The organism is Phenylobacterium sp. (assembly GCF_046291545.1).
GTDB lineage: Bacteria > Pseudomonadota > Alphaproteobacteria > Caulobacterales > Caulobacteraceae > Phenylobacterium.
Map to the genome: position 1 here is coordinate 298921 of NZ_JBKBSM010000001.1, position 12807 is coordinate 311727.

Annotated in this window: 14 protein-coding genes; 10 read left to right on the forward strand and 4 right to left on the reverse strand. The window is 69.5% G+C overall.

Annotated features, from left to right (window positions below; genetic code table 11):
• The 3 genes from ACK4YQ_RS01455 to ACK4YQ_RS01465 form a co-directional block, all read right to left on the reverse strand.
• Positions 1–618: a TetR/AcrR family transcriptional regulator gene (locus tag ACK4YQ_RS01455; protein ID WP_409607539.1), complete on the reverse strand. Its 618-nt coding sequence runs from the start codon at positions 616–618 to the stop codon at positions 1–3.
• Positions 619–682: 64 nt separating this feature from the next.
• The gene (locus ACK4YQ_RS01460) at positions 683–1336 is read right to left on the reverse strand and encodes a TetR/AcrR family transcriptional regulator (protein ID WP_409607541.1); all 654 of its coding nucleotides are present in this window, start codon (positions 1334–1336) and stop codon (positions 683–685) included.
• The gene (locus tag ACK4YQ_RS01465; RefSeq protein ID WP_409607543.1) at positions 1333–1548 is read right to left on the reverse strand and encodes a hypothetical protein; all 216 of its coding nucleotides are present in this window, start codon (positions 1546–1548) and stop codon (positions 1333–1335) included. Before ACK4YQ_RS01465 ends, ACK4YQ_RS01460 begins: the two co-directional genes overlap by 4 nt.
• Before the next feature lie 292 nt (positions 1549–1840).
• Here ACK4YQ_RS01465 and ACK4YQ_RS01470 point away from each other — a divergent pair, with 292 nt between their 5' ends.
• Together ACK4YQ_RS01470 and ACK4YQ_RS01475 are read left to right on the forward strand one after the other, a co-directional pair.
• Complete coding sequence (locus ACK4YQ_RS01470) at positions 1841–2041, forward strand: twin transmembrane helix small protein (RefSeq protein ID WP_409607545.1); 201 nt, start codon at positions 1841–1843, stop codon at positions 2039–2041.
• A 10-nt stretch (positions 2042–2051) separates the two neighbouring features.
• Complete coding sequence (locus ACK4YQ_RS01475) at positions 2052–2630, forward strand: cob(I)yrinic acid a,c-diamide adenosyltransferase (RefSeq protein ID WP_409607547.1); 579 nt, start codon at positions 2052–2054, stop codon at positions 2628–2630.
• 10 nt (positions 2631–2640) lie between these two features.
• Here ACK4YQ_RS01475 and ACK4YQ_RS01480 read toward each other — a convergent pair whose 3' ends face one another.
• A complete protein-coding gene (locus ACK4YQ_RS01480; protein WP_409607549.1) occupies positions 2641–2943 on the reverse strand; it encodes a hypothetical protein in 303 nt (100 codons plus the stop codon).
• 150 nt (positions 2944–3093) lie between these two features.
• Here ACK4YQ_RS01480 and ACK4YQ_RS01485 point away from each other — a divergent pair, with 150 nt between their 5' ends.
• The 8 genes from ACK4YQ_RS01485 to ileS all read left to right on the forward strand — a co-directional run bounded on the left by ACK4YQ_RS01485 (position 3094) and on the right by ileS (position 12806).
• Positions 3094–3843 (forward strand): electron transfer flavoprotein subunit beta/FixA family protein, encoded by a 750-nt coding sequence (locus ACK4YQ_RS01485; protein ID WP_409607551.1) that lies wholly within the window; start codon positions 3094–3096, stop codon positions 3841–3843.
• Complete coding sequence (locus ACK4YQ_RS01490) at positions 3843–4787, forward strand: electron transfer flavoprotein subunit alpha/FixB family protein (RefSeq protein ID WP_409607553.1); 945 nt, start codon at positions 3843–3845, stop codon at positions 4785–4787. The genes ACK4YQ_RS01485 and ACK4YQ_RS01490 overlap by 1 nt, the downstream gene beginning before the upstream one ends.
• 315 nt (positions 4788–5102) lie before the next feature.
• Positions 5103–5981, forward strand: a complete 879-nt coding sequence (locus tag ACK4YQ_RS01495; RefSeq protein WP_409607555.1) for a 3-hydroxybutyryl-CoA dehydrogenase — start codon at positions 5103–5105, stop codon at positions 5979–5981.
• Positions 5982–6084: 103 nt separating this feature from the next.
• Positions 6085–7344 (forward strand): EAL domain-containing protein, encoded by a 1260-nt coding sequence (locus ACK4YQ_RS01500; RefSeq protein ID WP_409607557.1) that lies wholly within the window; start codon positions 6085–6087, stop codon positions 7342–7344.
• 75 nt (positions 7345–7419) lie between these two features.
• Positions 7420–8283, forward strand: a complete 864-nt coding sequence (locus ACK4YQ_RS01505; RefSeq protein WP_409607559.1) for a TIGR01459 family HAD-type hydrolase — start codon at positions 7420–7422, stop codon at positions 8281–8283.
• 71 nt (positions 8284–8354) lie between these two features.
• Entirely contained in the window at positions 8355–8777 is a 423-nt protein-coding gene (locus tag ACK4YQ_RS01510; RefSeq protein WP_409607561.1) for a MaoC family dehydratase, read from the forward strand.
• 3 nt (positions 8778–8780) lie between these two features.
• Positions 8781–9713 carry a bifunctional riboflavin kinase/FAD synthetase gene (locus ACK4YQ_RS01515; RefSeq protein ID WP_409607563.1) on the forward strand — a complete coding sequence of 311 codons (933 nt, stop codon included), beginning with the start codon at positions 8781–8783 and terminating at the stop codon, positions 9711–9713.
• 168 nt (positions 9714–9881) lie between these two features.
• Positions 9882–12806 (forward strand): isoleucine--tRNA ligase, encoded by a 2925-nt coding sequence (ileS, locus tag ACK4YQ_RS01520; RefSeq protein ID WP_409607565.1) that lies wholly within the window; start codon positions 9882–9884, stop codon positions 12804–12806.
• Position 12807: the final 1 nt, after the last annotated feature.

Genomic DNA, 12807 nt, shown 5'->3' on the forward strand with positions numbered 1-12807 from the left:
CTAGATCAGCGGCGAGGCCGCGCCCCGCGGGCGCAGGCCGTCGCTGATCAGTCCGATCTGGCGGTCCATCACCGCGCTCATCGCGTTCGCGTCGGCGCCTTCCCAGGCCGCCAGCCGATAGGTCCACGCATAGGCGGCCATCAGCAGGTCGACCGCTTCCTGGAGATCGACGCCGAGATCCACGTCGCCCCGCGCCGCGCCCTCGGCTAGGCAGTCGAAGATGATCTGCTTAAGCCGCGGATTGCGTCCGTAGGGCATGGCCGCGGGACTGCGCGTCCAATCGTAGGCGGCGGCGATGTGGGCCAGGAACAGGCGCGTGCGCCGGGTTTCGAAGTTGAAGTGGATCGCGAATATCGAGCGCAGCCGATCGGCCGTCGAGCCGCGCAGGCAGGGCACCACCCGGTCGAGCTCGGCGTAGAGGTCGTCGAGCCGGTCGGCCATGACCTGGCTGAGGATTTCGCTCTTCGAGGCGAAGGTGGTGAAGACGCTGCCGACCGCGACGCCGGCTTCCCGCGCGATCGCCCGTACGGTGGTCTCCTCGTAGCCGAGGGTCTCGAACAGGTTCCGGGCGGCGTCCAGCACCCGCTGGCGCGTCGCCGCCTTCTGCGCCTGGCGCATGTCCTGTCCCCCCCTTTTTTCGCCGTTCTCGGCTTGTGTTCTTTCCCGGAAGGCGCGCCGCGCCTCAGGCGCGGCGGGCGCCCGCCAGGATGATCCGGATCTGGTCGCGCGAACGCGTCTGCAACGCGTCCAGGCTCCAGCCGTCGAAGATCGCCTGCGGGTAGTTCGACAAGTAGCAGTCGAACAGCATCTGGCTGCGCAGCTTCACCTCACATTCGCGCGAGAGCTCGCCGCGGCCCACGGCCGCATTCAGTTCCTCGGCGATGAGTTCGATCAGGGCCGCGGACGGCTCGATCCGGCGCAGCACCTGACCGTGGTCGGCGGTCCAGGACACGCTGAAGGCCGCCCGCGCGAGGGGAAGCTGCCCCTTGTAGAAGGCGTAGCCGGCCATGAAGATCTTCAGGAGCGCCTCGTCGACCGTCCGCGCCCGCCCGGCCGCCTCGCGCATCTGTTCGGCGAGCTGGCCGAGGTCGGCGACCATGATCTCGTGGAAGAGGTCGGTCTTGTCGGTGAAGTTGGCGAACACTGCGCCGGTGGACATGCCCGCGGCGGCCGCGATGTCGCGGATGGTGGCTCCTTCGTAGCCCTCTTCGCTGAACAGCCTGCGGGCGGCGGCCAGCACCTTGGCGCGCGTCTGCTGCTTGGCGAGCGCGCGGCGTGTGGGAACGCGAACGTCTGCTTCACCAGCCGGCAGAATATTTCCGGTCACGTGTTTCATTGAACGTCTAACCTCGCTAGCGCCGCTTCGGCGCGGTTCTCAAATTCGACGCAGTAATCGTCTACGATCTTCTCCAGCAGCTCGGCGTAGCGGCGGACCAACCGGCGCCCGTCCTGCGCGGCGTCCCGCAGGTCGGTGATCAGTTGGCGGATCTCTTCCTCCGCTTCTTGCCGCTCCGGCCTCATGGCGGTGTCGGCAGGCTCTGGATTCATCGGAAGGTCCTTTGGCCTCGCCGCCGCGGCAGGCGGGCGACAGCTTTCGTCGATCGTGTTCAGCGTACCCCGGTACGCGATACGGAGCACGGGCCGAGTATCGCATGTCGGCCTTGTATACATTGCGACTGAGCGTCGCAGTACGGATGCAGGCGGGACATATGCACGTATAGCGAGAGCCCGATCCTCCTTGACGCAGGTAACGGTGCTTAATGAGCGCATTCAACTAACGCAATACGCGGAACCTCGTGTGTGGTGGCGCGCCCCCGCGGCGCCGAATAGACTGGCGCCCATGCCCAACCTCTTCGACATCCTGATCCCGCTGTCGCTGTTCGCGGTGACCGTCACCCTGGGAATCGGCATCTACGCCCTGTTCCGCGGCGGCGACTTCGGACGCTCCTATTCCAACAAGCTCATGCGGCTGCGGGTGCTGCTGCAGGCGGTGGCGGTGGCCCTGCTGGTCGCCGCCGTCTGGTGGCGCAGCCGCGGGTGAGGCCGACGCCATGGTCACGCTGAACCGCATCTACACCCGGGCGGGAGACGACGGCGTGACGCGCCTGGCGACCGGCGCCCCCGTGAGCAAGGCCTCCCTGAGGGTCGAGGCCTACGGCGCCGTGGACGAGACCAACGCGTGCGTCGGCCTGGTGCGGCTGCACACGGCGGGCGACGACGTCTTCGACACCATGCTGGGACGGATTCAGAACGAGCTTTTCGACCTCGGGGCCGACCTCGCCACGCCGCCGCGGGCCGACGAGGCGGCCGACCAGGTGCTGCGCATGGTCGACGGCCCGGTGGAGCGGCTGGAAGCGGAGATCGACGGCATGAACGCGGATCTGCCGCCGCTGGAATCCTTCATCCTGCCGGGCGGGACGGCCGCGGCGGCGGCCCTGCACCTGGCGCGCACGGTGTGCCGCCGGGCCGAGCGCGCCGCCATCCGCCTGCGCGACGAGGGGGGCGAGCCGGTCGGCGCTCCCGCGATCCGGTACCTGAACCGGCTCAGCGACTTCCTGTTCGTGGCCGCGCGCTACGCCAACGACCGCGGCAAGGCCGAGGTGTTCTGGAAATCCGGCGCGACGCGTTAGGCCGTCGTCGTCAGGGCTGGGCGGGCGTCGCGGCTTTCGGGGCGGGCTCGGCCGGGACCGCAGCCGCCTTGGCCGCAGCCGCCTTGGCGGCGGCCGCCTTCTCCGCCTGGACCTCTTCCATCGTCCGGCCTGTGATGTCGGAGATCAGGATCGGATGGGCGCAGGTGCGGCCCTGCCAGTCCCACCAGTCGCCCTTGGCTTCGCACTTCTGCCGCGGCCACTCCCAGCCCACGTGGTAGACCAGGACGCCCACGCAGGACACGGCGAAGATGGCGACGAAGATCAGCTTCAGGCGATTGATCGTACGGTTCATGAAATTGCTCTAGTCGAGGAGGCCTGCGGGCGCCTAGAGGTCATTTCATCCCGAATTGAGGCGTTCGCGCGGCTTGCATTGCGCGCCGGAACCGTTATGCCCCCATCCGACCATTTCTCTAGCCATTCTAATTTGAGGCGGTAGCGACCCATGAAGGTGTTGGTCCCGATCAAACGGGTGATCGATTACAACGTGAAGGCGAGGGTGAAGCCCGACCAGTCGGGCGTCGACCTGGCCAACGTGAAGATGTCCATGAACCCCTTCTGCGAAATCGCCGTCGAAGAGGCGGTGCGCCAGAAGGAAAAGGGCGCGGCGACCGAGGTGGTGGCCGTCTCCGTCGGTCCGACCCAGGCGCAGGAAACCCTGCGCACGGCGCTGGCCATGGGCGCCGACCGCGCCATCCTGATCCAGACCGACCAGGATCTGGAGCCGCTGGCCGTGGCCAAGGTGCTCAAGGCGGTGATCGCCGAGGAGAACCCGGACGTGGTGATCATGGGCAAGCAGGCGATCGACGGCGACAACAACGCCACCGGCCAGATGCTCGCGGCCCTGCTCGACTGGCCCCAGGCGACCTTCGCCTCCTCGGTGGAGCTCTCGGCCGGCAAGGCCAAGGTGACCCGCGAAGTCGACGGCGGCCTGCAGACGATCGACGTCGACCTGCCGGCGGTGGTGACCGCGGACCTGCGTCTCAACGAGCCGCGCTACGCCAGCCTGCCGAACATCATGAAGGCCAAGAAGAAGCCCCTCGACGTGAAGGAACTCGGCGCCCTGGGCGTCGACGCCTCGCCGCGCCTGAAGGTGCTGAAGGTCACCGAGCCGCCGAAGCGCGGCGGCGGCATCAAGGTCGAGACCGCCTCTGACCTGGTCATGAAGCTGAAGAACGAAGCGGGGGTGCTCTAATGGCCGTTCTCGTCATCGCCGATCACGACAACGCCACGCTGAAGGACAACACCCACAAGACCGTCACGGCCGCCCAGGCCGTTTCGGGCGACGTGGACGTGCTGGTCGCCGGCAAGGACGCCAAGGCCGCGGCCGACGCCGCCGCCAAGATCGCTGGCGTGCGCAAGGTCCTGCTGGCCGAGAGCGACGCCCTGGGCCAGGGCCTGGCCGAGGCCTTCTCGGCCCTGGTGGTTCCGCTGATGAGCGGCTACGACGCCCTGCTCGTGCCCGCCACCTCGCAGGGCAAGAACATCGCCCCGCGCATCGCGGCCAAGCTCGACGTCTCGCAGATCTCCGACGCCATCGAGGTGGTGGACGCCAACACCTTCGTGCGCCCGATCTACGCGGGCAACGCCCTGGAGACCGTCCAGTCCTCCGACGCCAAGAAGGTCGTCACCGTCCGTCCGACCGCCTTCAAGGCGGCCGCTGAAGGCGGCTCGGCCAGCGTGGAATCGATCGCCGCCGGCGACGGCGCGCCGAAGACGCACTTCATCGACCAGCAGCTCGTCAAGTCGGACCGCCCGGAACTGGCCGCGGCCAAGATCGTGGTCTCCGGCGGCCGCGCCCTGGGCTCGGCCGAAGAGTTCCAGCGGGTCATCGAGCCCCTGGCCGACAAGCTGGGCGCCGCCGTCGGCGCCAGCCGCGCGGCGGTGGACGCCGGCTATGCCCCCAACGACTACCAGGTCGGCCAGACCGGCAAGGTCGTGGCGCCCGAGCTCTACGTCGCCATCGGCATCTCCGGCGCCATCCAGCACCTGGCCGGCATGAAGGACTCCAAGGTGATCGTCGCGATCAACAAGGACGCCGACGCGCCGATCTTCCAGGTGGCCGACTATGGCCTGGTGGCCGACTACAAGACCGCCGTGCCGGAGCTGATGGACGCCCTGTCCGCGGCCGGCAAGTAAGGCGATCCGGGCCTCCTGGCCCGTCAGCCGACGCTCCGGTGTCGAAGTGTTGAGCGAAGGGGCGGCTTCCGGGCCGCCCCTTCTGCGTTTCAGGTGGGCGGCGAAGGATTCGCACAGCCTGGGCGCGCAGTCCTGCGGCGGCGCCCTCCCTGCGGTCGGCGGCGCCTTTTCGGCGCGTCCTCGGCGCCACAGTCTGCCGCGCCGCCCTCGCTGCGGCGCAGCAAAAGCCTTGGCGGCGGCGGCGCGGCCCATGTTAGAAGAACGTCACAAGCGGCGCGGCGCGCACCGCATCCGCATAATTGGGGCTTAGGCGGCATGGTTGATATCAAGTCGGTTGGCGTCATCGGCGCAGGCCAGATGGGATCCGGCATCGCGCATGTCTGTGCGCTGGGCGGCTACGACGTGCTGCTCCACGACGTGGCGCCGGACAGGATCACCGCAGGCCTGAAGCTCATCGAGAAGAACATGGCCCGCCAGGTCGGCCGCGGCATCATCGAGCCGGCCCAGATGGAAGCGGCCATGGCCCGCATCCATCCTGCCGCCGAGCTTCAGGCCGTAGGCGCGACGGACCTGGCCATCGAGGCGGCCACCGAGGACGAGGAGATCAAGAAGACGATCTTCAAGGCCCTCTCCCCGCATCTGGGCCCCGACACGCTGCTCGCGTCCAACACCTCGTCGATCTCGATCACGCGCCTGGCCTCGGCCACCGACCGGCCCGAGCGCTTCATCGGCCTGCACTTCATGAACCCCGTGCCGCTGATGAACCTCGTGGAGATCATCCGCGGCATCGCCACGGACGCGGTGACCTACGAGACCGCCGTCAACTTCGCCCGGTCGCTGGGCAAGACCACCGCCAACGCCGAGGATTTCCCCGCGTTCATCGTCAACCGCATCCTGGTGCCGATGATCAACGAGGCGATCTACACCCTGTACGAAGGGGTCGGCACGGTGGAGGCGATCGACACGGCGCTGAAGCTGGGCGCCAACCATCCGATGGGCCCGCTCGAGCTGGGCGACTTCATCGGCCTGGACACCGTCCTGTCGATCATGAACGTCCTCTACGAGGGCCTTGCGGATTCCAAGTACCGGCCCTGTCCGCTGCTGGTGAAGTACGTCGAGGCCGGGTGGCTCGGCCGCAAGGCGGGCCGCGGCTTCTACGACTATCGTGGAGACGCGCCCGTTCCGACGCGCTAAGTCTTGCGGCGGATAGGCGCGGGACGGGGGGCAGGTCGTTAATCCATTCGACTTCGCCTGCGGCCGCGTTCGATACTTCGTTGCGATTCGGACCGGCGGACCCATGCGACGGCTCACCCTGGCGCTGCTTTGCGGCGCCTATCTTTGTCTGGCGCTGATCATCGCCCTGTCGCTTTGGCGCAACGGGGGCGGCTGGGGCGCGGGCGTCGCGGCCCTCGTCGGCGGCCTGGGCCTGGCCTTCGCCTTCCATGGCCTGATCGAGCGCGCGCTGGACTCGGCGCAGATCCGCAACGAGATCGAAGCGGTGCGCGAGGCCCACCGGATCCTGATCGACCAGATCGAGAACATCGACCGCCGCGTGTCCCAGGTGGTGGAGACCGTCAGCGAGGACGCCCTGCGCCGCTCCGAGGCGCTGTCCGACGAGGTCCACATGCTGGAGGGCCTGGTGCAGCGCATGAGCCAGCGCCTGGAGGAGCGGGTCGCCACCGGTCCGCTGGTCCCGCGGATCGGCCAGGACGTGCGCCAGTCCGCCGCCCTGCTGGAGACGGTGCGCGAGGCCCTGGCCGACAACCGCGTCGATCTCTACCTGCAGCCCGTGGTCGGCCTGCCCCAGCGGCGGACCATGTACTACGAGAGCTTCTCGCGCCTGCGCGACCCCACCGGCCGGGTGATGATGCCGGCCGAGTACCTGGCGGTGGCCGAGCCGGAGGGCCTGGTCACGGCGATCGACAACCTGCTGCTGTTCCGCTGCGTCCAGATCGTGCGGCGCCTGGCCAAGCAGGACCGCAAGGTGGGCATCTTCTGCAACGTCTCCCTGGCGAGCCTCGCCGACGAGACCTTCTTCCCGCAGTTCCTGGAGCTGTTGTCGGCCAACCGCGACCTGGCCGGCGCGCTGATCTTCGAGCTCGGCCAGGCGGCCTTCGACGCGCGGGGCGCCGTCGAGGCGCGCAACATGGCCAAGCTGGCCGACCTCGGCTTCCGCTTCTCGCTCGACAAGGTGGTCAACCTCGACTTCGACTTCCACGACCTGGCCCGGTCGGACGTCAAGTTCGTCAAGATCGCCGCCAAGGTGCTGCTGGACGAGATGGTCGAGCGCGACGGCCGGCTGGTCCTGAAATCGTTGCCGGACCTCGCCGCCGAGGACTTCGCCGCCCTGACCCGTCGCTACGGCGTCGAGATCATCGCCGAGAAGGTCGAGAGCGAGCGCCAGATCGTCGACATCCTCGAACTCGACATCTCGCTGGGCCAGGGGCACCTGTTCGGCGAACCGCGGCCGATCCGCGACCAGGTGCTGGCCGAGGCGGACCCGCCGGCCGACTTCCTGCGCAACAGCCTGCGCCGCCGGATGGGCGGACGGGCCTGACGCCGCCCCCGCCGGGGCCGCTCCATGCGCCCGGGCGATTGACCGCGCCGTCCGCGCCCGCTACCGCCCCCGCCCATGACCGCGCCCAAGCTTATCTCCGGCCTCTCCGCCGTCGCCGACCGCTACGACGTCCTGCTCAGCGACGTCTGGGGCGTGATCCACAACGGGCGGGAGCACTTCCCCGCCGCCTGCGCCGCCCTCGCCCGCTTTCGCGCCGAACGGGGCCCCGTGGTGCTGATCTCCAATTCGCCCCGGCCGCACCCGCCGGTGGTGGAACAGCTCGATTCCCTCGGCGTGCCGCGCGCGGCCTGGTCGGCCCTGGTCACCTCGGGCGACGCCACGCGCGCGCTCCTGGCCGCGCGCGCCCCCGGTCCGGCCTGGGCCATCGGCCCCGAGCGGGACGGGGCGCTGTACGAAGGCCTGGGCCTGCAGTTTGCGGGTCCCGGCATTGCGGCGTTCATCTCCTGCACCGGCCCCTATGACGACGAAGTCGAGACGCCGGAGGACTATCGCGAGCGCCTGAGCGCCGCCGCCGGCCGCGGCGTCGAGATGATCTGCGCCAACCCCGACATCGTCGTGCAGCGCGGCGACAAGCTGATCTACTGCGGCGGCGCCATCGCCCAGCTCTACGCCTCCCTCGGCGGGAGGGTGAGCATGGCCGGCAAGCCGCATCCGGCGATCTACGACCTTTCGGTCGCCGAGGCCGAACGTCTGGCCGGCCGCGGCGTCTCGCGCGAGCGCATCCTCTGCATCGGCGACGGCCTGGCAACCGACGTCGCCGGCGCCAACGCCCAGGGCCTGGACGTGCTGTTCATCGCCAGCGGCATCCACGGGGCCGAGACGGTGGGCGAGAGCGGCCTGGACGCCGCCGCCGTGGACGGCCTGCTCGCCCGCGGCGGCCACAGCGCCGCCTTCGTCGCCGCGGACCTTGAATGGTGAGCGCGCCGCCCAGGACGCTTCGCATCGGACGCCAGGGCGGCTAAGGAGACCACTGGGACAGGAGGGCCGGGGTGAAGGGCATCCATTTCGAGGATCTGACCGTGGGCCAGAGCGCGGACCTGACGCGCGTGGTCACCGCCGCCGACATCGAGTCGTTCGCCGAGGTGTCCGGCGACACCAATCCCGTGCACCTGGACGCCGAGTACGCCAAGACCACGACCTTCCAGGAACGCATCGCCCACGGCATGCTGTCGGCGGCCTACATCTCGGCGGTGCTGGGCACGCGCCTGCCCGGCCCGGGCGCCATCTATCTGAACCAGTCGCTGCGCTTCCGCCGGCCGGTGCGGATCGGTGACGCGGTCACGGCCCGGGTGACGGTGCAGACCCTCGACGAGCGGCGCGGCCACGTCACCCTCGCCACCGTCTGCCTGGTGGACGGCAAGACCGTGGTGGACGGCGAGGCGGTCGTCATGGTTCCGCGCCGGAGCGCCTGACACATGCGCATCGTGCGAAGCTGGAAGGACCTGGCGGCGGCGGACCGGGGTGCCTCGGTCGCCCTGGGCAATTTCGACGGGGTCCACCGTGGACATCAGCACGTCATCGCCCTGGCGGCCCGGGCCGCCGGCGAGCTGAAATCGCCGCTGGGGGTCGTCAGCTTCGAGCCGCACCCGCGCCGCATCTTCCAGCCCGACGCGCCGTCCTTCCGCCTGATGAAGCCGGAGCAGCAGGCCCGCGCGCTGGCCGCCCTGGGCGTCGACCTCCTCTACGTGCTGCCGTTCGACGCCGAACTCGCGAACCTGACCGACCGCCAGTTCGCCGAGGAGGTGCTGCACCAGGGACTGGGGGTGGCCCACGTCGCGGTCGGCTTCGACATCTCCTTCGGCAAGGGCCGCACCGGCAGCCCGGAGATCATGGCCGGATACGGCGAGGCGTTCGGCTTCGGCGTCTCGATCGCCCCTGCCGTCGGCCAGGAGGACGAGAAGTTCTCGTCCACGGCTGTGCGCCAGGCTCTGCGCGAGGGCCGCCCCCAGGATGCGGCCGCCGTCCTGGGCCGCCCCTTCGCCATCGAGGGCGTGGTGCTGCACGGCCGCAAGCTCGGCCGACAGCTCGGCTTTCCGACCGCCAACATCGCCCTGGACGACTATGTGACGCCCCGCTTCGGCGTCTACGCCACCCGCACGCGCCTGCCCGACGGACGCGAGGTGCCGGGCGTCGCCAACATCGGGGTCAACCCGACCGTCGGCGAGGTGGACCCGCGCCTGGAAGTCTGGCTGTTCGACTTCGACGAGGATCTGTACGACCAGACCCTTGAGACCGACCTCGTCGCCTTCCTGCGGCCCGAACTCAAGTTCGACGGCCTCGACGCCATGGTCGCCCAGATCCGCGAAGACGCGCGCCAGGCCCGCGAACTCTTGACGCCGGACTTCTGAGGAGGAGTCGGCGGCGTTTGAACCGCGCCGCGCCCTCTGCTACAGCCCCACGCCATGACCTCGGTTCGGACGGCTCTGCGAATTATCCGCCCGGCGTGACGCCGCCGGACGACCTCCAGCGCGCGCCGGGTCCTGCCGCACATCCTCCGAACCCCGTTGGAAAGACCCATGGCCGACGACGCCGAGACTGCTGGCCGCGATTATCGCGAGACCGTCTTCCTTCCCGACACGCCCTTTCCCATGCGCGCGGGCCTGCCCCAGAAGGAGCCCCAAATCCTGGCCCGCTGGGAGGCCGAGGGCCTGTACCACCAGTTGCGCAAGACGCGGCAGGCGGCGGGCGCGCCCTTGTTCGTGCTGCACGACGGCCCGCCTTACGCCAACGGCGCGATCCACGTGGGCCACGTGCTGCAGAAGACGCTGAAGGACTTCGTGGTCCGATCGCGCTTCGCCCTTGGCTACGACGTCGACTACGTGCCCGGCTGGGATTGCCACGGCCTGCCGATCGAGTGGAAGATCGAGGAGGAGCTTCTCGCCCAGGGCCGGCGCAAGTCCGAAGTGTCCAAGGCCGAGTTCCGCGAGCGGTGCCGGGCTTACGCCGCGCACTGGATCGACGTGCAGCGCGAGGGCTTCAAGCGCCTGGGCGTGCTGGGCGACTGGGACAACCGCTACGCCACCATGGACTTTGCGTCCGAGGCGGCGATCGTCGCCGAGTTCCACAAGTTCGTCGCCTCCGGCCAGCTCTACCGCGGGTCCAAGCCGGTGATGTGGAGCCCCGTCGAGCGCACCGCCCTGGCGGACGCGGAAGTCGAGTACCATGACCACGTCAGTCCGACGATCTGGGTGAAGTTCCCGGTGGTGGAGGGCTCGGACGCTTCCCGCGGCGCCAGCGTGGTGATCTGGACCACCACGCCCTGGACGATCCCGGCCAACCGCGCCGTCGCCTACAACGACGCGATCGCCTACGCGGTCTACCAGGTCGAGGCCATGGAGGAGGGGCTCGCCTTCGAGCCCTGGGCCAAGGCGGGCGACCGGCTGATCGTGGCCGAGAAGCTGGCCGAGGACGTCTTCAAGGCGGCCAAGGTCGCCCGGTGGCGGCGCATCGAGCGTTTCGATCCCCAAGGCGCGGTGCTGGAGCACCCCCTGGCGGCGCTCGACACCCACTACGCCTTCCAGGTGCCGATGCTCGCCGGCGACCACGTGACCGACGAGGCCGGCGCCGGCTTCGTCCACACCGCCCCAGGCCACGGGGCGGACGACTACCTGGTCTGGCTGGCCCACGGTCATCGGGAGATCCCCGACACCGTCGATCCGGACGGCGCCTATTATCCGCACGTGCCCCTCTTCGGCGGGCTGAAGGTGCTTGAGACCGAGGGCAAGAAGGCCGGCAAGTTCGGGCCTGCGAATGATGCGGTGATCGAGAAGCTGATCGCCGCCGGCCGGCTGCTGGCGCGCGGCCGGATGGAGCATTCGTATCCGCACTCCTGGCGCTCCAAGGCGCCGGTGATCTTCCGCAATACGCCGCAGTGGTTCATCCGCATGGACCAGCGGCTGGACGATCCGGTGCACGGCGGGCGCACCCTGCGCGAGACGGCGCTGGAGGCGATCGAGGCCACCACCTTCCATCCGGCCGGCGGCAAGAACCGCATCCGCACCATGGTCGAGAGCCGGCCGGACTGGCTGATCAGCCGTCAGCGCGCCTGGGGCGCGCCCCTGGCCATGTTCGTCGACAAGGAGACGGGCCAGCCGCTGCACGACGAGACCGTCAACGCCCGCATCGTCGAACTGATCGCCAAGGAGGGGGCCGACGCCTGGTTCAACCGGCCGGACTCCGACTTCCTCGGCTCCCACGATCCGCAGCGCTTCGAGAAGGTCGAGGACATCCTCGACGTCTGGTTCGATTCCGGCTCCACCCACGCCTTCGTGCTGGAGGGACGCGAACACACCCGCTGGCCGGCCGACCTCTATCTCGAGGGCTCGGACCAGCACCGCGGCTGGTTCCAGTCCTCGCTGCTGGAAAGCTCCGGCACCCGGGGCCGCGCGCCGTACGACGCCATCCTCACCCATGGCTTCACCATGGACGAGAACGGCGAGAAGATGTCCAAGTCCAAGGGCAACACCGTCGACCCGGACAAGGTGATCAAGGACTCCGGCGCCGAGATCCTGCGCCTCTGGGCCGCCATGGTGGACTACGCGGAGGACCAGCGGATCGGCAAGACGATCCTGGCCACCACCACCGACGCCTACCGCAAAATCCGCAACACCCTGCGCTATCTGCTCGGCGCCCTCGCCGGCTTCGATGACGCCGAGCGGGTCTCGCCTGCGGACATGCCGCCGCTCGAGCGCTACATCCTGCACCGGCTGTGGGAGCTCGACCGCCAGGTGCGCGCCGCCTACCAGGACTACCTGTTCCAGGACGTGGTGCGGCCGGTCATCGAGTTCTGCCAGAACGACCTTTCGACGCTGCTGTTCGACATCCGCCGCGACGCCCTCTACTGCGACCGGCCGGACAGCCTGCGCCGTCGGGCGGCGCGCACGGTCATGGATCTCGCCTTCGAGCGCATCACCGCCTGGCTCGGCCCGCTGATCCCCTTCACCACCGAGGAGGCCTGGACCACCCGCTTCCCCGACGCCGGCTCCAACGCCCTGCGGGTCCTGCCCCACACGCCCGACGCCTGGCGCGACGAGGCCGTGGTCGGCCAGTGGGGTTCGGCCCTGGCCGTGCGCCGCGTGGTGATGGGCGCCCTGGAAGTGGCCCGCCGCGAAAAGACCATCGGCTCGGGACTCGACGCCAGGGTGGAGGTCTACGCCGACAGCGCCTTCGCCTGGCCGTTCGGCGAGGACATGCCCCTGGAGGACGTGGTGATCACCAGCCAGGCCGCTCTGCATGTCGGCGCCGCCGCGCCGCAGGACGCCTTCCGCCTCGCCGACGAGCCGGGCTTCGCCGTGGTGGTCGCTCGGGCTGAGGGCGCCAAATGCGCCCGCTCCTGGAAGGTGCTGCCGCAGGTCGGCTCGGATCCGCGCTATCCGGACCTGACGCCGCGCGACGCCGAGGCGGTCGCCGCCTGGGACGCCGCCCACGGGCGCGGAGCCTGAG